We start from the raw sequence: 20,780 nt of genomic DNA on the forward strand, positions 1-20,780 counted from the left end.
ATGTTGATCAGCAAGAAAATTTCCGAGTTCCTGGTTTTTGAAACTGAGTCAGTTTTTCGAGCCTTGGAGAAGATCAACAATAATAAGAAGCGAGTCGTTTTCGTGGTCAATGAAGGCGGCACTTTGACAGGCTCATTCTCTGATGGCGATTTCCGCCGCTGGCTTACATCGTCGCCGGACTTTGATCTGCATCGCGAAGTGGGTTCTATCGCTCATGATGCCGTTACGTCATGCAAGGTTGATGCGCCGCGCACCGAGATCGACGCCGCTTTCAGTCAAGGCATCGAGCTGATTCCGCTGGTAGACCACTACCAGCGACTTGTTGCAATTGCATTTCAGAACGAGCGCGGCCTCGCCATTGGCAAGCATCTTATTTCTGATACTTCACCGGCCTATGTGATTGCCGAGATCGGCAACAATCACAACGGTGATATAAAGCTGGCCAAACATTTGGTTGATCTGGCGCTAGAGGCCGGTGCTGACTGTGTCAAATTCCAGATGCGCGACGTGGAGTCGCTATACAAGGGGGGGCGCGACAAGGACAAGAGCGCCGACTTGGGTGCTCAATACACCATGGATCTGCTGAGCAGGTTTCAGCTGAGCAACGTGGAGTTGATAGAGGTCTTTGATTACTGCAAAGAGTTGGGGCTGACGCCCCTATGTACCCCCTGGGACATCAAAAGCCTGCAAGTATTGGAAGCGTACGGAATGGAGGCCTACAAAGTGGCTTCTGCAGACTTCACTAATCACCAGCTGCTTGGTGCTTTGGCTGCTACAGGCAAGCCATTGATTTGCAGCACCGGCATGAGCACAGAGGCGGAAATCCGTCGTTCCGTTGCTTTTCTGAAAAGCAAGGGCGCGAATTTTGTCATTCTGCACTGTAACTCGACGTACCCTACGCCGTTCAAGGACGTCAACTTGGTGTACCTAAAGCGCCTTCAGGAGATAACGGGTGGCCTAGTCGGTTACTCGGGGCACGAACGGGGAATTTCTATCGCTGTAGCCGCAGTCACTCTAGGTGCCCGAGTGATCGAAAAGCACTTCACCATCGACAAGAGCATGGAGGGCAACGACCACAAGGTGTCGTTATTGCCGGATGAATTCCGCGATATGGTCCGGAAGATTCGCGAAGTCGAAGAATCCATGGGCAATGGTGGCGAGCGCATCATCACCCAGGGGGAGCTAATCAACCGTGAGTCCTTGGCAAAGAGCTTGGTGGCGAACTGCGAGATGAGCAAGGGGCAGGTGATTGAACCGGGCATGGTAGAAGTGAAAAGTCCTGGGCAAGGTCTCCAACCCATGTACTTGGAACAATTGCTCGGTAAGCGTGCCAAGCGAAACATGCAGGTTGGTGACTATTTCTACGAGTCGGACCTCAAGGATGAGTCGGTAGAGGCACGCAATTACCGCTTCAACCGCCCGTTCGGAATCCCGGTTCGCTACCATGACTACGACACGCTAGTGCCTAAGTCGAATTTCGATTTCGTCGAGTTTCATCTCAGTTATCAGGATATGGAACTGGAGCCGGCAGATTTCTTCGATGGCCCACAGGACATCGGTTTTGCAGTGCACAGCCCGGAGCTGTTCGCCGGTGATCACATCATGGATCTGGCCAGCGAGAATGAAGCCTATCGCCGGCACTCCATCGCCGAACTTCAAAGAGTTTGTGACATCACCCGCAAGCTCAAGCAGTTTTTTCCAAAAACTGAAAAGCCGGTCATCGTCATCAATGCTGGCGGGTTCAGTACGTCGTCTTTCCTGCCCAGAGACGCGCGCCCAACTATGTATAAGCGCATCGCGGAGTCACTGGGGCAACTGAATCAGTCCGGCGTGGAAGTGATTATCCAGACGATGCCCCCTTTCCCCTGGCATTTTGGTGGCCAGAGCTATCACAACTTGTTTGTGGACCCGAACGAGATTCGGGAATTCTGCAGTAGTTATGGTTATCGCATCTGCTACGACATTTCACACTCGATGATGGCCTGTAATTACTATAAGTGGAAGCTAACCGATTTCACTAACGCAGTCGGTCTATATATCGCACATATGCATGTGGTAGATGCTTTGGGTGTAGACGGCGAAGGAGTGCAGATCGGTAAAGGTGATGTGGACTTTACTGAGCTTTCACTCGATCTCAATCAATGCGCGCCAAGCACACAGTTCATTCCGGAAGTTTGGCAAGGGCACAAAAATCACGGAGAAGGGTTTTGGTGTGCGTTGGACTTTCTAGAGAGCTACTTCAAGTAACGGTCCCACGGCGGAACCCCATGGTTTTCGATTGATGTTGCCCTCAAGTATGTTTGACTTGCTTCACTGGGGCACCATAGCTATTTTCAATGGTAAAGCCGCGTGATAAAAAAATTCCTCTCCGGCTCTGGGATATTCGCGCTATCCGTACTGGTATTCAGCTTTGTCAGGCAGATCGTCGTCTTTCCAGCCGTTTCTAGATATAGTGACGATCTTTTTATCGGCCTTACTTTCATGATTTTTACGTTCGAGGCTATCGCCTATGGGTTTACGGGCGCTATTCCAGACTACTATGTTCGGCGCGTTCATGGCGGTGCAGTCGACGCTGAACTGATACATAAGCTGGGTAGATTTAGTCTGATCAGCTTCGTCAGCTTGGCAGCATTTTTGATGCTCGGAATGGGGACGAGCGTATCGCTGCTATTGTCCGTTTACCTTTACTTGTTCGCCCTGAATGCGCTGAAGATTAAAATCGTATTCAATAAAATGCGATTCGCCGAAAATTTTGTATACATGGCGTTCCGTAGTGCGCCTTACCTGCTGGTTCTCTGGGGCATCCAATCGAATGTGGTATGGGCGCGGGGAGTGGAGATCGAGTGCATGGCGGGGCTGCTGCTGGCATTCGAATGCATATATTGGATCAGGTTGAACGCCATCACCCATGAAGACATGGTCATAGCTGCTCGTGCGGAAAGTGGAAATCAGCGGTCAGAGGTTCAATTTTTTTCCATTCTTCCATTTGTTGCCAGCGCTCTGCTAATGGGATTCATCCAACGCGGTGACCTGACCCTTATGAAAGTGCTAGACACCGATTACTACGTGGGCTATGCCAAGCTGATCTTGACGGTGAATTTCTTCTGCGCGCCGTTATCTTTGATGGTGTCGAGTCCGCTACTCAGCTTCATGAGCCGATACGGGTTGTCGCTAGGATCGAAGGAAATACGCCACATATTGATTTGGGTTGCCGCGCTTATCGCGGTTACAGGATTAGGTTCGGTCGTTGTATTTAGATGGATGCACAGCATCCTGTACCATGAAGTATATGGAGGTCAGATGTGGTTGGTATTTTACTTTACTACGACTGCGTTGGCATACTCTGTAGTTAGAACTTTGGTAGTGAAATATGCCAACATCCGATTTGCGCTGCACGCTAGTTCACTAGTTTTGGTAGCATCGGTAGGGATGGCTTTCTTAGCCCCCGTTGCATGGGTGCCAATTGTATTTTACGCTATCCGGTTTCTTTTTTTGTGTGCCATTCTGATAATTCCTACAAGGCATAAATAGTTGTGCGCCGCTATTTTTGCGAAAGGGCTTCAACCATTGCGGTTCAAATTAAACTGCCAGCGGATTGCTTTCATTGAACGTTAACTACCTGCATCTTATGTGCGTGCTGGTATTCATGGCTTATTCATTTAGAATGGGACTAAAAACTGCCGTAGTTAACTTTATCTATATTGCTCCATTCTATTCCATTTCGTTGATTGATTTGCCGTGGAGCGCGTACATAAAGCCCCCAGAAGTATATGCTGCGGGATTGGCGGTACTGTTCATTGCGAAGAGGGGGTCCCTTAAATCGGCCCCGCTTATTTTTGCGCTTTTATTCTTTATCCCGTTCCTGATCTCGTTGGTTCTTAACGTGTACCACTTCAATCCGATTGACGCTTGGGAAATCGACGCGGAAAAAAGAGAGGTTTTCTATGAAAAGTTAACAACTAGGCGCGAGATAACAAGTACAAATTTCACGCAGCTTCTCTATATTATTGCTGCACTGGTTGTTTTTGTTGTATCGGCCAGCGTGGATATGGCATCAAAGCGAGAGCATATAGGGGCGGCACTTGGGAAATCCGCCGCACTCATCTCAATAATCGGCCTATTCCAAATCGTCGCTTATTACTACAATTTCTATGGCGTATATTTGTGGATGTTTTATAATTCCGCCGCATCCAATTTTAGTGAACTGGCGTGGAACGAAATTGGAGGAATAAAGAGAATAAATTCGACGTTCTCGGAACCCTCAATTTTCGGGCTATATATTGGATTATATATGCTGGTTGCTTTGATATTGGGAGGCTGGAGGGTTGACTATCTGCTGAAAAGGCCCAGCTTCTGGGTCGCATTGTTTGCTGGGATGATATCTCTATCCGGAACATTTTATTTTTGCCTATTCACATTGGCGGGATTCTATCTTGCTCATAAGTATAGGGGAATGACTGGCATCGCATTGTGCCTGTGCTGCATATTAGTAGTGGTTGCTGCAGCGAGTTGGTTGCCCTCACTTTTTTTATTCGAGCCCTCCACTTTTTTTGATCAAAAGAAAGCATCTTTTATTGAAAGATATTATTTTGGACTCGAATTGCCGCTAAAAAATATTTCAATAAATCCATTTTGGGGAGCCGCGCTCGGCTCCGACAGGCCCACAACCCTTATATTCAACCTGTTGGTTTCTGTTGGATTTGTTGGATTTTTTATTGCAATCGTTGCGGTGTCGTTCATATGGCGGCGCGGCGTAAAGGATATAATATATTTCTGGATGTTATGTGGAATGCTTTCTCCGGATCTAAATTTCATTTTTATATGGCTATACATTGGGATCGTTTACTCCGCATTAAGTGGGGCGGGAATAGGAGTAGAAAGCGTGCGTAATGTGAGCGCCCGAATTAAAACGAGTGCGCGATGACAATGGCTGGCTGAGGTCACTTTATCGTATAATGGGCTCTGTACGTGTCGAATCGTTTAAATGCTGAATTGATTTTTAAAAATGAGCTTTTAGTTAAGCTGAATCAAATTTGTCGTCTCGATGGAGGCCTCCATAAAGGCCGGTTTCCATCAGCCGTCGTATACACTAAATCTCCGGGCTTCTTCATTAACGTATTTTATTCATTTTTGTTGCGAGTGGCTTCCGCGTTTTCGTTTTTGATTCTTTTTTGTTTTAGAGTGCCGTCGGGCTCTAACCCAGAGTCGGCATTCATTTATGTGGACAGGCGTCGTTTGAAATTTTCGGAGGGCGATTGCCCGGCTTACAATATTGGTCTCTATAAATATTTTTCCGTGTTTCGTGAGGATCATGTTTATCAGCTTCTGTCTTTGCGTGAAGTGCTGCGTTGCTTAGTAGACGCCTTTAGCCGGCGGCGGTTGATGGCGGAGGATATTATGCGTATGCGCGGTATCACTCAGTTTTCAGGCAAGCAATTGCTAGCTCTTTCCGGATTCAGTTATCTGCGCTGCCTCGATCTATTGCTTGCAAAAACGGCCTTATCTAAATTTCAGCGGATTAAGTGTGCCGGACATTTTGACGTCTACACGGCACTGATGTCCCAGCTTCGCCAAGATGGCTCGATAAAGAATTTTTCCGGAATTCAACATGGTCTGTTTGAAAATTTTTGGTTTGGTGAGCCGGCGCCCCTTTTCTTTGATGAGTACAAGTTACTTTTTCCGGAGTCAAGACGCTATTTCGAACAGCGCCTTAGCGCCAATCCTAATTGCGTCTTTCACGTCCGAGAGAAAATGCCAATATTTGAACACTGTGCCGCTATAGGAATCACGGTTGGAGTCGCTTTACAAACCGATGATGAAGCATCCGACGCGCGGCTGTTGGATGCGCTCCAGGTCATTGCGCGGGGGCGCTTCTCCTTGTTGGCTTATGCACATCCGGCGGCGCCAGCCAAGGGATTAGCGAAGCTGCATGTTCGCTTCCCGGATATTCGGTTTGAGCGAAAGCTGCGTTGTTCCAACGTCGCCGTAGTGATTACCCGATACTCAACGTTGGCAATGGAGTACGTAGCGGCAGGTGTGCCCGCCATTTTTTGGGCGGCGCCGGACCGAGTTTGCGTGTCGTTTTCCGGTCACCCGCTCATTCACGAGATCACTGAGCTGGATATGTTGCCGGAGGTTCTGAATACCATTCTTCCGCCATCATGAAACATCGCAGCGCCTTCATGAACCCCCGACCGAGTTCGACAACTCGCGGCGAAAATCGGCCATTTTAGGTTTCCGGGCAACGAAGAATCAATCGGTTAGCGCCAATTTTCGAAAAATACTTGTAGTGGCACGTTTGTAAGGAAATGAATTTTTGTTGACGTGTCATTGGCCAGTGATAAAGTGGCGGCATTCAAACGAAAAGCTCGCCTTTTCTGCGGAAATGGGCCGCTGTGGTGGAGCGTTCTGCAGCGCGACATCGTAAGATCAATCACTTATGGCGTTAACCGTCGAACTGGGGAGGAGGTGGTGGCGGTCGAACTGCGCCGGACGTTGCTGCTGCCGCTGGACGATCTGCTCGCGGTGGTGCGGAATTCATGTGTCCGCAGGTGTCGCGTTCGAGCCTAGACCGCTGCCTGCGTCGGCATCCCCCCGGAACATGTCAACCTATTTTGGACGATCAGTTGGAAATTGCTCATAGGTCAGAAATAAAGGGGACGATTGGTTGAACTTTCCCGTGTCGTCGCGCTCCAAATGGTCATGAAAAGAGATGGTTGCAGCGTATCGCGCGAAGCATTGGAAGAAATGCGCCTGATGGCGCTGGATCGCCTGTCTGAAGGCGAGAGTCCTCGGGCGGTATCGGCCTCATTCGGGCTGCATCGAAGTTGGGCCTACAAGATTCGGGAAAAGGCACGAGGACGAGGCAAGGGCAAGCGAGCCTTGCGTTCGACGAAGGGCAGCGGCCGGCCGCGCAAACTGGATGCGGCGCAGGAGCGCCAAGTGTTTCGTTGGGTCAACGGTAAGAACCCAATGCAGTACGGTTTCGACTTCGGACTGTGGACCCGCCAGATCGTCCGAGAATTGATTGAGCAGCGTTTTGGTGTGGCGCTGAGTCTGGCCTCGGTCGGTGCCCTGCTGGCGCGGGTAGGCCTGACGCCGCAAAAGCCATTGCAGCAAGCCTACCAACGAGACCCGCAGGCGGTGGCGCGTTGGCAGCGGGAGACTTACCCGGCAATCGCGCGCCAGGCCAAGCGGGAAAAGGCGGACATCTACTTCTGGGACGAATCCGGGTTTCGCGCCGATGCCGTGCAAGGCAAGACTTGGGGAGCCAAGGGTCAGACACCGGTGGTGTCGGTTCCTGGCCAGCGCCAGAGCATCAGCGCGGCCTCGGCTGTTAGTTCCAAAGGCGCCTTTTGGTTTGTCACCTACACGGGCGGTTTGAACGGATCGCTGTTTATCGAGTTGCTGCGCAAGATGATGCGCGGCCGCCGCAAGCCCGTGCATTTGATCGTGGACGGACTGCCTGCACACAAGACCAAGGCCGTGCGCGATCACGTCGATGAACTGGAAGGCAAGCTGACCCTCCATTTCTTGCCCGGTTATGCCCCGGACCTGAACCCGGACGAGTTGGTCTGGAGCTATGCCAAGCGGACAGGCAATGCACGCCGCCCTCTGCAAGCCGGTGAAAAGCTGGCCGAGCGCATCCACGCGCAGTTGGCCGAGATCGCACGGCGACCCGCGTTGGTGCGCTCATTCTTCAGGCACCCAAGTGTCGCCTATATTTCTGACTTATGAGTAATCGGACTCGCCGGGCATTGATACTGACCGCTTTAGGGGTGCCTCTGCTGGGACGAGTTTGGGGGCGAGTCAACGCAACGGAGATGAACGACGACGGACTCACACCGCAATTGAGCCCGACTGCCGGTATCGGCGACGTTGCGGTTCGGCGCGCCGCGCTCAGCGTGAAAATGGCCCCTTTCTATGCAAGAGGTGACGGCATCGCCGACGATCGTGCTGCGGTCGATGCCGCGCTGGAGCGGGCTTCTGCGATTCGGGGAAAGCTATATTTCCCGCCGGGCGAGTACGTGATCAGGGCCAATGGGCCTGGGGCGGTGTTGCGAGGGCGCAGCAATGTTCAGGTCGAATTTGCTCAAGGCGCTGTGCTCAAACTGGAAAACCCCGCTCGATACCCATTGACATGCTTTTTCGAGCACAGCTTTGTGGAAAATGCGACATACAAAGGCCTTACCTTGAACGGCGGTGGTGAGGTCGGACCGAACGGCTTCGGGGCAAATAATTCGAAGGGCATACAATGCGACGGTGCACACATATATGGCTTTCGACGAGATCCTCGCACGGGCGGTGGGCGTGGCATTACGTTTCAGTTTAATTGTAAAAATATTGAGGTTAATAGCCCAAAAATCACTAATTGTACTACCGGAATTGACTTTCATGGGCGCCATAGCGCCCGCTTGGATGGAATTATCGTCGTAAATCCTACGATTTCAGAATGTGAGGAAGCAATTAGTTTTTATGATCTTTTTGATGGGGATATCAACCTAAACAGCGCCGAAAGTGCCCAGGTAATCGTAAATGGTGGGACGGCATTCAATTGTGGAAAGTCCACCAGTGCACTTGCCCCAGGAACGAACGGAGAGGGGGGGGGGGTCGTTGTTTCCGAGCGAGGGCATTCGTTCTCGGTTCGTAACTTCTCGGTTGTGAACGAACCTAGCTATGGGGAAATCGGTGCGGTAATCCGTGGTTCCTTCTCTAATTCTGACGTTGATGTAAGTTACCGGGGGGAATGTATGGCGCTAGTTATGTTTTCTCCTGCGTTGAATTTGGCCCCTGTCAAGCCGAGTGCGGCAGCTGTTTCCAGTGGCAACAAAATTTCGATTATATGTGCAGGGATGTGCGACTACGTGGTCTACAGTGACAATATGCGAGGCGCCAATTTGGCATTTCAAAATAGAATAACAGTGAGCTGCCATGTGCCTCGTATATCGCTCATGAATGATATTGCTGGAAGGAGCGCCGAAAATTTTCTTGAAGTTATTTCCCTGGAGAACTCCAAGGCTGTGCGTGGATATTGGGCGGAATTATATGAGAAAAATTCGACTTTCCCTGACGCGTCTTGGGATCCGGCTCATTGATTTTTCGGTCGTTGCTCGGTAGGGATCCAAAACTAGGATCGTGACGGTCTGCATGCTTAGGCTCAAATTATGGGGTCTATGTCGTTTCGAGTGGAAGGATGAGGTCCAAGCGGAGTCGGTTTGCCACCGTGAGGGCGTTTGCTCTCGCACAGCCGGCAAACGGCTTGTCACCGAGGCTTGCCGGCCAAAACTGCCTGTCCGACAAGCCTTTCCGTAGGATTGCTTCGCCGTCGGCGGGCATCAAGGTCGAGCCCTTCGGGCGGCCTGCGGCCGACCTTGACACCCGCCGACGGCTCAATCGCAGCAACAACTGCGCCTCATCCTCCCACTCGAAACGTCATGGAACCAAATTATGGCGATTTATGTGTTTAAATGGCGCGCTGTGTAACTTTCGTTCATGGCTTTGTTAGAAGCCACCAATTTATTGGCGCCGTTGCATTTGCAAGTTGACACCATTGGAGTATGGATGTTTATCGTGGAGAGGGATTTGCGTTGGAACTCATAATGATGGAATTCGAAAGGAATGAATAAAAATTCGACGATTTACGTTGCAGGCCACGGCGGCCTTGCCGGTAGTGCGGTCGTGCGTGCCCTGCGATGCCGGGGTTATGACAACATAGTATGGCGGACGCACACCCAACTGGATTTGACTGACCAGGCTGCGGTTGAGCGTTTTTTTTCTGATGAGAAGCCGGGCTACGTGTTTCTCGCCGCAGCCAAGGTCGGAGGCATTCATGCCAACAACGCCTACCCAGCTGAGTTCATTCGCGATAATCTCGCAATTCAGACCAATGTTATCCATTCGGCATGGAAGAACGGTGTGAGTAAATTGTTGTTCCTTGGATCTTCGTGCATCTATCCCAAGCTCGCGCCGCAGCCGATGTCCGAGCACTGCCTGTTGACCGGCCCCTTGGAGCCGACGAACGAGTGGTACGCCGTCGCCAAGATTGCGGGTATCAAGATGTGCCAAGCTTATCGTCGCCAATACGGTTTTGATGCGATATCGTTAATGCCTACGAATCTTTACGGTCCTGGCGATAACTTTAATCTAGAAAATTCTCATGTAATGCCGGCTTTGATCCGGAAATTTCATGAGGCAAAGTTGGGCGGTGCAAAGGAAGTAATTATGTGGGGCACCGGTACTCCGCGACGCGAGTTTTTGCATGTCGACGATTTGGGAGCTGCTGCTGTTTTTCTTATGGAAAAATACACGGGCGAAGAGTTTATCAACGTGGGGGTGGGTAGCGATGTGGCCATCCGGGATCTTGCGGAAGCGATAAAGGTTGCGGTGGGTTACAGTGGCAAGATTACTCAGGATCTCAGCAAGCCGGATGGAACACCCCGGAAACTGATGGATGTGAGTCGCTTGGCGGCGCTGGGTTGGAAGCCAAGCATAACTTTGGAAGCAGGTATACGGATGACGTATCAATGGTTCCTTGAGAACGTGGGCCAGATGCGTGACTAGGATGACAGTGATTTCGGGCTTTTTCGCAACTGGGAGTCGGGGAGGCGGCTGGCACAGTACGTTCGTTCCCGAAGTTTATCGCTTTCCGGTGCGCGTGGCGCACGCTAGTATAGTTCCCTGCTCCTAATGCGCATTCTCGTTTATGGGCTTAATTTCTTTCCCGAGCTGACAGGCGTCGGAAAATACACGGGCGAGATGGTTCAGGCTTTAGTGTCTGCTGGGCACGACGTTCGGGTGGTTACAGCGCCACCGTACTATCCAGAGTGGGTGGTTCCGCTGCCCCATACATCGCGCAGGTATTATATGGGCAACGAACTGGGTTGCGCTGTGTACCGTTGTCCGCTGTGGGTGCCGGTGAATCCGGGGGGGGGCAAACGTTTGGTACACTTAGCGAGCTTTGCTGTATCCAGCTTGCCAATTGCTTTAAGGCAGGTGTTCTGGAAACCGGATGTCGTCTGGACGGTCGAGCCATCCTTGCTGACCGCGCCCATAGCCGCTGTCGTGGCCAAGCTTAGTGGAGCCGCTTCGTGGATTCACATTCAAGACTTCGAAATTGACGCCGCGTTCGGGCTAGGGCTACTGCGTGGCGCCACGCTTCAGCGTATCGTATTGGTAATGGAGAGGATGTTGCTACGTCGATTCGACCGCGTCTCGACAATTTCTAACCGAATGTTGGAGCGTGCGGCGAAGAAGGGTGTGGCGCCATCCAAGCTGACGCTTTTCCCAAATTGGGTTGACACCGCGGCGGTTCGCCCACTTGAAGGATTCAGCCCGTATCGCAGAGAACTCGGGATCCCCGCTGAGAGCGTCGTGGCACTTTATTCGGGAAACATGGGGGAGAAGCAGGGCTTAGAGATTCTTGGAGATACTGCTCGCCGGTTGTCCGGTCGTTCGGATATTAGGTTTGTATTCTGCGGTGGCGGATCCGGCAGGTCCGCGCTGGAGCGTCAGTGTGCTGGCTTAAGCAATGTCCAGTTCTTGCCGCTGCAGTCTATGGACCGTTTCAACGATCTGCTTGGTCTTGCTGACATCCATTTGTTGCCCCAGAGAGCAGACGCAGCAGATCTGGTTATGCCATCCAAGCTTACTGGCATGCTCGCCAGCGGTAGGGCCGTGTTGGCTACGGCTGTGGAATCAACGGAGCTTGCTAAGGCGGTTTCTGGGAGAGGCGTGGTCGTGCCTCCGGGCGACGTTGAGCGCTTCTCGGCGGCGCTAACGGAGCTGGCGTCGGACTCTGTTCGTAGAGCCGAACTCGGTCGTTGCGCGCGGCAGTACGCAGAAGACGCATTAGGCCGAGAGGCGGTGCTTGGGCGGTTTGTGGAAGAACTTGCAACGTTGGCTATAGATGGCAGGCAGCGGCGGCGAGTCACAGGGCCCTAAGAGCCCGATGTTGGCCGTATCGCGCACTATGCCTGTTTACCTGTTGAGAGATTGATTGCGAAACGTGTTGCGTAGATGACGAACCGACAGTAAACTTCGCGTCCCTTTTCGGGGCCATAGCTCAGCTGGGAGAGCGCTTGCATGGCATGCAAGAGGTCGCCGGTTCGATCCCGGCTGGCTCCACCAGATTTATCGATTTTCCTAGTCCGTCCCCATCGTCTAGAGGCCTAGGACACCACCCTTTCACGGTGGGTACCGGGGTTCGAATCCCCGTGGGGACGCCAAGATGCGAAAGGCCGCCGTGTAGGCGGCCTTTTTTGCTTTACAGCTCTTGTCGGTGGTTGATATGACACACTTCGAATTCCAGAGCGTTAAGGCGGGATGATCTTGCGGCTTTTCTCTTCTTCTTTGGCATTTGTGGCGGCCTTTTCCTGTGCTGGATGCCTTAGCGATGATTCCAGCTTGCGGCTGGCGGCGCGTGGTATGGGGCTGGGCAATTACGCTGCCGCTCAATATCCGCGCACGCGTCCGGAAATTGAGGCGTTTACGTATGCGCAGCTCGGGGTCCGTTTGCCGAAGTATCCGCCCAGCATTTTCGTGTTGACGGCCTTGGATCAAGGCGCGGAGACTTGGTCGTCCGCTGATGGCGTGGCGATCCGTATGGACTATGGACAGGTGGTCGAGCTTTCCGGGCTATCGCCTGGCTTCAAGGCCACTCGTTCATCGACGCCCCTTTCCCGTGCTCTTGAAGCGGGGAAAATGCCGCAGTCGGGCTCTTCTTACCCTGTCACCGTCACCATTGCTGGCGTCGAGCCGCCCCAAACCTACGCACTTAGTTGCAATCTGACTGAGGTGGGTGGGGCAACTGAGATTGAGATCGTTGATTTGACGCTAAGTGCGCGGCCCTTCACTGAAGTGTGTTCGGATGGGCAATCCACCGTCCGAAATGAATACTGGATTTCAACGAAGCGGCCTTATGTGTGGCGCAGCCGGCAGGAAGTGGCCCCCGGCCTTCCTTCGATACAGTTCGATGTCCTGAAGCGGCCGGGATGACGGTGGCCGGGAGTCGTTGAGCGGGTTCCTCGAAATTGAGTGGATCATAAAAAGGGGCCGCAAAAGCGGCCCCTTTTTATGATCTGAAGCTTAGTTCGAGCCAGTGCTGCCGGAGCCAGTGCCGCCGGTGCCCGGAGTTGCCTCGTCGTCATTCGTTGCGGATTCGACGGTGACACCAATGATGCCAGCGGTCACGACGCCAACTGTGGTTGTGATCGCTGTCGAGGTTGAACCGGCTGCGCCACCGCCGGTAGCAACGGTGCCGCCATCCCCAGTGCCTTGCGCGAAGGCGGAGCCTGCGGACATGAAGCCGAGGGCAGTTACGGCGAGAGCGATCAGCTTTTTCATTGGAAGACTCCGTTTCTAATAAAGAGCCGGCGCGGACACCAGCATTGTTGACAAATCTAGGCGTAGCATAATGGACCTGCGGCGGCTTTGTCCAGTGGGCTTGGACAAGCGGTGAGCTCCGCGTCACAGTTGTAATTGTTTGATTGATTTCGGTATCTTCCCTTCCGGTATTCAAGGTGGCAGACCGGGAGCGGCGGGCTGCCGCTCTTTCCTCAAATTCAAGACCTCCCCCAGAGGCATCGGGTTCGGGGGTCTTTCTCGGGCGCGTCCATAATCTTCGTGGTCAACGTGATCAGGCTGGCTTTCAGTGGTCCCAGGGCATGGGCTGGCGCAGCCGTGCTTGTCCTGTGGCCCGCCACGGTTGTTTGGCCGCAGCCCCCGCAGTTTACGAATGACTTTGGCAACATCGGTCTGATGCAAACGCCCACGGCCAGGTTGGCTGGGGAAGGCGAGCTGCGCATGGGCTATTCACGTGCTCTGCCGTACGACTTCATTTTCATGTCTGCACAGCCGTATGACTGGATGGAGGCCACGTTTCGTTATTCGGAGTTCAACAACCAACCTTATGGGAGCAATCCCGATGAGGACTATCTGGATAAAAGCTTCGACTTCAAGTTCCGCTTGAGTCGGGAAGACGGGTTGATGCCGGAGGTGGCTCTGGGGTTTCAGGACATCGGCGGAACCGGTTTGCTTTCGGGCGAGTATCTGGTTGCCTCCAAGCGCTGGGGCGACTTCGATTTCTCGTTGGGATTAGGGTGGGGGCGGCTCGGATCTCGAGGTAAGTTTGGCAATCCACTGGGTGAGGTGTTGAGCCGCTTCAAGGAGCCGCGACCCACTGACGAGCCGGGCACGCCCGGATCGTTTTCGTTGTCGAGACTGTTTACTGGTCGAGATACTGCCTTGTTCGGTGGCGTTCGCTGGCAGCCGGAAGGTGCTCCGTATGCCATTACGATTGAGCGGGAAGGTAATGACTACAAGAGCGAACCGTTCGGCAACGATTTGGAGGTTCACTTTCCGGTCAACCTGGGTGTGAGCTATCGCCTGGCTTCGATGGACCTGGGCCTTTCGTATGAGCGCGGCGACCAGGTGACCTTCCATTGGGCTTTGGCGACCAATCTGGAACAGGAGCATGGACCGGACAAGGTGTTCGATCCGCCACCCACGCCGGTGAGCCCCCAGCGTTATGTGACGCAAACGGATGGAGCAGGTGAAACAGGCGCAGCCGAAGCGGAGGCGCAGTTCGTTGAAGACCTGCGTCAGGCTTTGGCGCGGCAGGCGTTCACATTGGTGGCCGTCGACTTTCAGCGGACGCGGGGCCAGGCGACGATCTGGTTTCGGCAGGGGCGGTTCCGCAATCCTGCGCAGGCGGCAGGGCGCGTTGCGCGTTCTGCCGCGAGCTTGGCGCCGCAGGGTTATCAGTCATTCACCCTGGTCGCTTCGAATGATTCGATAGAGGAATATCGAATCACCATGGAGCGCGCCGCGATACGGGCGGCGGCGAATGCCGAGATCGGCGTGAATGAGCTTTCGGATGCCAGCCACCTTGAGCCGCCGTCTGTATCACCGCGCAATGCCGACTATGACGACTTTGTTCCGTACCCGAACTTCGATTGGGGAATGGGGCCCAAGGTGCGTCAGAACGTGGGTGATCCGAATGGGTTCTACTACGGTCAGCTGTGGTGGAGCGTGACGGGCGAATGGGAGCTGACGGATCGCTTGTCAATCAATGGCGGGGTCGGCTTCAATATCTTCAATAATTTTGACGATCTGGAACGCGTATCCGACAGCGAGCTGCCGCACGTTCGCAGTGACGTCAAGGACTATCTGCAGGAAGGCAAGAACAATCTGGTGCGCTTGGAGGCCAACTACATCTGGCCGATCGCGGCGCAGTGGTATGGCCGCGTCTCTGCCGGCATCTTCGAGGAAATGTATGGCGGTGTGGCGGCAGAGGTTCTTTATCGCCCGTTCGGGCAGCCCTGGGCGGCGGGCGTGAACATCAACCGGGTGCGGCAGCGCGATTACGACCAGCGGCTTGCGTTCCGGGACTACGAGGTCACTACCGGACATGCCACATTGTATTATCAATACCGGCCTATGAAGATGCGGGTGATCACCAGCGTCGGGCGTTATCTGGCGGGCGATTACGGGGCGACGCTGGATGTATCCAGGGAGTTTTCGTCGGGCGCGCGCGTTGGCGTCTTCGCAACCAAAACCGATGTGTCTGCCGAGGAATTCGGCGAAGGCAGCTTCGACAAGGGCTTCTACATCACCATGCCTCTGGACATGTTTTTCCCACGGTCGGTCAAGCGCACGACGACCTTCTTCTTCCGGCCGCTGACACGCGATGGTGGTCAAAAGGTGGACGATGGTCGCAGTTTGTACGGCGAAACCGGTGATAATAGTTTTTACGATTTCGCGGATGGTTGGCCACAGGTCATGAAATGATCGTGGCGCCGGTGCTTTGCGGATGCTTTCTGAAAGGGGTAGGCAAGGTTGACGGTGCATTCGTTGAGGCGCGCGAACATCGGATATCCTTTTGTCGTTTTTCGGGCGGTGTCGATCGCCATTGGCGGGCAACGGGGGGAGTGTGTCCGCGGTATGTGGCGCGAATTCGCGTCAATTCCTCATTCGAACCAAGCGGGCGGCCGTGGCTCTTATTCTTGCCGTCAATCAGCCCGCTGCCATCGATCGGTGCATGTCTGTGCGAGTCATGGAGTGGTGAAACAATGCAGGCGCGTTTAACGGGGTTTATTCGATGATCATATGTGCGCGACAGTCAGCCATATTGGTGCTGGCCGCAGCTTTGCTGTCCGGCTGTTCCGTCTTGCCGGGACTGAACATCTCTGAAAAGTCTTGGGGCCTTTCCAGCGAGTATGAGGTGGTGCCGGGAGACCAGGCGGACACCTATCGCGTGATGCGGGCGGACGAAGCGGCTGGCTATCGTGTGGTGGCGATTACGCCGGAGACTCTGAAGGCTCTGAGCGCCACCGAACGTTCGAAACCGTTGGTGACGGAGCTCGACAGCGTGACGCCGGCGGCGGTGCCGCCGGAGTATCAAGTGGGGCCAGGGGATATTCTCTACGTCACGGTCTGGGATCATCCGGAGCTGACGACACCCGCTGGACAGCTTAATTCGCAACCTGATTTGTCCGGTCGACTTGTGTCATCGGACGGCAGAATTTTTTATCCATACGTTGGGGAGTTCGTCGCGGCCGGAAAGACCACCGAGCAACTGCGCGAGTACATTACCCAGAATCTCTCGCGTGTGATCGCTTCACCGCAAGTGGATGTACGTGTTCTCAGCTTCCGTGCCAAGCGCGTGCAGGTGACGGGCGAAGTCAACGAGCCGGGCTTGGTCACGCTCGACGACACGCCTAAAGGAGTGCTGGAGGCAATCGGCGAGCGTGGCGGCCTGGCTCCGGAGGCAAGTCGCCGTCGTGTGACGCTGATTCGCGATGGTCGTTCCTATTCCGTGAACCTGGCTGGCCTGACGTCCGGAGAGCATCCGGTTGCCAATCCGGTTCTGATGGCGGGCGATATCCTGCACGTTCCGGATCGGAATGCGGATCAGGTTTTCGTGCTGGGCGAGGTTTCGCAGCAGCAGCCGGTGTACTTGTCCCAGCAGTCGATGAGTCTCACGGAAGCCTTGACCAGCGCAGGCGGGCTCGACAAGTTGCGGTCCAATGACGGGGGCGTACTGGTCTTCCGCCGCCCGGCCAGCGCGGGGGAGTTGCCGACGGTTTTCACACTGGACATGTCTAACCCACTTGGACTACTGCTGGCCGGTGAGTTTGAACTCCAGACACGGGATGTTGTGTATGTGAAGGCGACAGACTTCGCGAAGTACAATGGCGTGATCAGTCAGATATTGCCGACGATTACCACGATCTATCAGCTCGACCAGCTGACAAATTAGCTTAGTCCGATGAAAAACAGGCAAATGCGTACGCCCGCTGTAGAACTCTTCCTTCCCCGGTTTCATAGATTGAGCAAACCCGCCGGTTCCGCGGTTAACGAACCTCATAAGGATCTTTTTTGATGTCCAATCACGCTACGCCTGCCGGAAGCGCGCCAGCCCCGGTGGGCAGCTTCGATGCCGATGACGAGATCGACCTGCGCGAACTTGTAGGCGTTCTTCTGGCCGGACGTTTGACGCTGATCACATCGGTATTGATCGCCTTTGTACTGGCACTGGCCTATTGCTTTGTGGCCACCCCAATCTATGACGCAGACGCTCTGGTTCAGGTGGAACTGGAAGAGAACAGCCTGGATTCCGCGCTGGGTGACATGGCGGAAATGCTGTCATCGGCTACGCCGGTGACGGCCGAAATTGAAATCGTGAAAAGCCGGATGGTGGTCGGCAAGGTCGTGGATCAGCTGGCGCTGGACATCCGCGCGGAGCCGAAGTATTTCCCCTTGATCGGGAATGCCTTGGCACGCCGTTTCGAGCCGGATGAGGACAGGCCGCTAGCCGATCCATTCCTGGGAATCGAGGGCTTCGCTTGGGGCGGGGAAAGCATCGAAATTGGTTCGATTCATGTGCCCAGCGATTTGCTCGACCGGACGCTGGTGCTGAGCTATCTCGGTGAGGGGCGTTACGAACTGTTCGACGACGACGGAGAACGACTGCTTGCCGGTCAGCTGGGGACATTGTCCGCCGGCGCACCTTCCACCGCGGGCGACGATGTGCGGATATTCGTGACCGATATCGTTGCGCGGCCGCATACGCGGTTCGAAATCACGAAATACCGGCGGCTGGATATTGTAAACGCTCTGTCGGAGCGTTTGAGCGTGACCGAGAAGGGCAAGGACAGCGGGATTCTGTTGGTTCAGCTGGAAGGCGCCCATCGCGAGCGCATTACCGATACGGTGAATGCGCTGATCACCGTGTACCAGCGCCAGAATGTGGAGCGCAAGTCCGCGGAAGCCGCCCAGACTCTCGCCTTTCTTGAAACCGAACTGCCGCGGCTGCGCAAGCAGTTGGATGCCTCCGAGTCCGCGTTGAATCAATACCGATTGGAGGAAGGGTCCGCGGATTTGACCAAGGAAACGGAGTTGGTGCTGCAGCAGGTGGTAGAGTTGGAGACTACACGCGTTGGGCTTGAACAGCAGCGTGAGCAGGCGCTGCAGCGATTCACACCGCAGCATCCGGCCGTTCAGGCGATCGATGGACAGCTTGCGCAGATTCGCAGCGAACAGAAGGCATTGGAAGGCCGCATCAAGCAACTGCCGGAAACCCAGCAGGCGCTGCTGCGCTTGAAGCGGGACGTGGATGTGAACACCACGCTGTACACTGCCTTGCTGAATAACTCGCAGGAGTTGCAGCTGGCCAAGGCCGGTACGGTTGGCAATGTTCGCATCATTGATTATGCGGAGCCCGCCAGCGACCCGTCCAAGCCGAAGAAGGCCTTGATCCTTGCAGTGTCCATTGTGCTGGGTGGCTTCCTCGGCGTGGTGTTGATCTTCATCCGGCGGGCGCTGCATTCGGGCGTGGAAGATCCCGCGGAGGTGGAGCAGGCGCTGGCGCTGCCGACCTATGCCTCCATTCCTTTTGCCGAACAGCAGATGCGGATCCAGCGCCTGGTGAGCAAGGGCAAGGCGCAAGGCCAGATCCTGGCGCATGTGCAGCCGAACGACGTGGCCATCGAGGCCTTGCGCAGCCTGCGCACGGCCTTGCACTTTGCCCTGATGGAAGCGGACAACAACGTCATCATGCTCACCGGCCCGTCGCCGGGCCTGGGCAAATCCTTCGTTTCCATCAACCTGGGGGCGGTATTGGCCGCTGCCGGGCAGCGCGTGATGGTGGTGGACGCGGACATGCGCCGAGGGCACCTCCACGAATACGTTGCTTCCGGGCGCAGTCCGGGGTTGTCCGATTTTATCGTGGGCGATTCGACCCTGGCGGACATCACACGCGACACCGTGGTGGAGAATCTCAAATTCATTTCCACCGGAACCACGCCGCCGAACCCGGCGGAGTTGTTATTGAGCGAGCAGTTCTCCGAACTGTTGAAGCAGCTTTCCGCCGACTACGATCATGTGCTGATCGACACACCGCCGGTGCTGGCGGTGACCGATGCGGCAGTGATCGGACGGCTTTCCGGCTGCTCATTGCTGGTGCTCAAGGCCGGCGAGCACCCGATGCGCATGATCGAAGAGTGTGTGCGGCGCCTGCAGAACAGCGGCGTCGCGCTCAAGGGCACCTTGTTCAATCAGGTGGGCCGCAGCGGCGGCAAGTACGGGTACGGATACGGCTACGGCGGCTATGCCTACTACGAGTATTACTCGACCAAGACGTGAAGCCTGGTGCGGCGTGCCGAGGCCAGCGATCGGCGGTGGGTGGGCACGGCCTGCGGCCTTTACGCAGCCTGCAATCGTCGCATGCCCGCGTTTTCCGATGGTATCGGCCAGTGAATCGTAGCCAGCGAACCGTAGCAACCATGTTCTGTCAAGAGCGAGTTTGCGCGATATTGGGGTTCCAAGTGCTGCGATCGCGGAGCATGGCGTTGAGGATGACGAGCAGTTTTCGGGCGACTGCGACCAAGGCGACCTTGAAAGGTTTGCCGCGCTGGACCAAGCCGTCGAAGCAGGCTTTGAGAGGTGGATTGAAGCGGCTAGCGGACGGAGCCGCCTATACAGGGTATTTCGGACGTTTTGGCGTCCACCCCAGATGGCCCGCTTGCCGCGCAGGGTGCCCGAATCGCGATTCAAGGGCGCCAGACCCACCAATTTGGCAATGCCATGACGATCCAGGGCTCCCAGTTCGGGCAGTTCGATCAGCAGGCGCCGTACCGTTTGCGGACCGACGCCCTGAACGCCTTGAAGCAGCTCCACCTTTTCGGCCCACATCGGCGATCCGCGCAGCGTATCGTCGAGGTCTTGATCCAACGATTTGATGGCTTGATCGAGAAAGGCCAGATGGCGATCGAGCGAGCGTTTCATCGCAGCGCTGGCGCGGTGTCGGCGATTCTTTTCGGCCACGCGCATCTCGATGAGTTGGTCACGCCGAGCCAGCTGGTCGGCCAATTCCTGCGCCGCCTCATCAGGCAATTTGCGAAGCTGCGGTTGCATGCGCAGACCGAACTGCGCCAGCACGGCCGCATCGAGACGATCGGTCTTGGCCAATTGGCCCGAAGCCCGTGCGAAATCCCGCACTTGCCGCGGATTGATCACCACCACGGGAATCCTGACGGCGGCCAAGGCCGTGACCACAGCGCGCTGCAGGCCGCCCGTGGCCTCAACCACGACGATATCCATGGGATCGCGCGTCAGCTCCCCAATCAAGGCTGCAATGCCTTGAGCGGTATTCGGATGCGAGCCGTGGAGACCCTGCGGCAGACGATGCCAGTCCAATCGTCGGGCGCTGACATCAATCCCGATCACGGTGTTGTAGCATTCAAATTTTCCATGACCCCTCCTTGAAAAACGTTCGGACTTTC

General features: G+C 54.9%; 13 protein-coding genes, 2 tRNA genes and 2 pseudogenes. 15 read left to right on the plus strand and 2 right to left on the minus strand.

The features are described from left to right. From RM530_RS03150 to RM530_RS03205, 12 genes and pseudogenes are all read left to right on the plus strand, one after another. Entirely contained in the window at window positions 1-2,247 is a 2,247-nt protein-coding gene (locus RM530_RS03150) for an N-acetylneuraminate synthase family protein (RefSeq protein WP_311363757.1), read from the plus strand. Between the two features lie 102 nt (window positions 2,248-2,349). After that, a complete protein-coding gene (locus RM530_RS03155) occupies window positions 2,350-3,531 on the plus strand; it encodes a hypothetical protein (protein WP_311363758.1) in 1,182 nt (393 codons plus the stop codon). 73 nt (window positions 3,532-3,604) lie between these two features. After that, entirely contained in the window at window positions 3,605-4,924 is a 1,320-nt protein-coding gene (locus tag RM530_RS03160) for a hypothetical protein (RefSeq protein ID WP_311363759.1), read from the plus strand. Window positions 4,925-4,968: 44 nt separating this feature from the next. Beyond that, window positions 4,969-6,165 (plus strand): hypothetical protein, encoded by a 1,197-nt coding sequence (locus RM530_RS03165; protein ID WP_311363760.1) that lies wholly within the window; start codon window positions 4,969-4,971, stop codon window positions 6,163-6,165. A 297-nt stretch (window positions 6,166-6,462) separates the two neighbouring features. Further along, window positions 6,463-6,590 (plus strand): annotated as a pseudogene (locus RM530_RS03170) (IS481 family transposase); the annotation flags it as partial. 112 nt (window positions 6,591-6,702) lie between these two features. Beyond that, the gene (locus tag RM530_RS03175) at window positions 6,703-7,737 is read left to right on the plus strand and encodes an IS630 family transposase (RefSeq protein WP_432276073.1); all 1,035 of its coding nucleotides are present in this window, start codon (window positions 6,703-6,705) and stop codon (window positions 7,735-7,737) included. An 86-nt stretch (window positions 7,738-7,823) separates the two neighbouring features. Beyond that, complete coding sequence (locus tag RM530_RS03180; RefSeq protein WP_311363761.1) at window positions 7,824-9,095, plus strand: glycoside hydrolase family protein; 1,272 nt, start codon at window positions 7,824-7,826, stop codon at window positions 9,093-9,095. Between the two features lie 523 nt (window positions 9,096-9,618). Next, a complete protein-coding gene (gene fcl, locus RM530_RS03185; protein WP_311363762.1) occupies window positions 9,619-10,560 on the plus strand; it encodes a GDP-L-fucose synthase in 942 nt (313 codons plus the stop codon). 126 nt (window positions 10,561-10,686) lie between these two features. Continuing rightward, the gene (locus RM530_RS03190; protein WP_311363763.1) at window positions 10,687-11,940 is read left to right on the plus strand and encodes a glycosyltransferase WbuB; all 1,254 of its coding nucleotides are present in this window, start codon (window positions 10,687-10,689) and stop codon (window positions 11,938-11,940) included. A 110-nt stretch (window positions 11,941-12,050) separates the two neighbouring features. Beyond that, window positions 12,051-12,126, plus strand: a tRNA-Ala gene (locus tag RM530_RS03195). Between the two features lie 22 nt (window positions 12,127-12,148). After that, window positions 12,149-12,224: transfer RNA gene (locus RM530_RS03200), tRNA-Glu, on the plus strand. A gap of 97 nt (window positions 12,225-12,321) precedes the next feature. Next, on the plus strand, window positions 12,322-12,993 hold the full coding sequence (locus RM530_RS03205) for a YjbF family lipoprotein (protein ID WP_311363764.1): 672 nt from the start codon (window positions 12,322-12,324) through the stop codon (window positions 12,991-12,993). Between the two features lie 90 nt (window positions 12,994-13,083). On the opposite strand, the gene RM530_RS03210 is transcribed toward RM530_RS03205, so the two are convergent. Then, window positions 13,084-13,341 (minus strand): hypothetical protein, encoded by a 258-nt coding sequence (locus tag RM530_RS03210; protein WP_311363765.1) that lies wholly within the window; start codon window positions 13,339-13,341, stop codon window positions 13,084-13,086. A 279-nt stretch (window positions 13,342-13,620) separates the two neighbouring features. Here RM530_RS03210 and RM530_RS03215 point away from each other — a divergent pair, with 279 nt between their 5' ends. The 3 genes from RM530_RS03215 to RM530_RS03225 all read left to right on the plus strand — a co-directional run bounded on the left by RM530_RS03215 (window position 13,621) and on the right by RM530_RS03225 (window position 19,641). After that, window positions 13,621-15,786 (plus strand): YjbH domain-containing protein, encoded by a 2,166-nt coding sequence (locus RM530_RS03215; RefSeq protein ID WP_311363766.1) that lies wholly within the window; start codon window positions 13,621-13,623, stop codon window positions 15,784-15,786. Window positions 15,787-16,129: 343 nt separating this feature from the next. Next, window positions 16,130-17,257, plus strand: a complete 1,128-nt coding sequence (locus RM530_RS03220) for a polysaccharide biosynthesis/export family protein (protein ID WP_311363851.1) — start codon at window positions 16,130-16,132, stop codon at window positions 17,255-17,257. A gap of 122 nt (window positions 17,258-17,379) precedes the next feature. Beyond that, a complete protein-coding gene (locus tag RM530_RS03225) occupies window positions 17,380-19,641 on the plus strand; it encodes a polysaccharide biosynthesis tyrosine autokinase (protein ID WP_311363767.1) in 2,262 nt (753 codons plus the stop codon). A 148-nt stretch (window positions 19,642-19,789) separates the two neighbouring features. On the opposite strand, the pseudogene RM530_RS03230 reads toward RM530_RS03225, so the two are convergent. Further along, window positions 19,790-20,724 (minus strand): annotated as a pseudogene (locus RM530_RS03230) (IS110 family RNA-guided transposase). Window positions 20,725-20,780 lie beyond the last annotated feature (56 nt).

The organism is Banduia mediterranea (assembly GCF_031846245.1).
Lineage (GTDB): Bacteria > Pseudomonadota > Gammaproteobacteria > Nevskiales > Nevskiaceae > Banduia > Banduia mediterranea.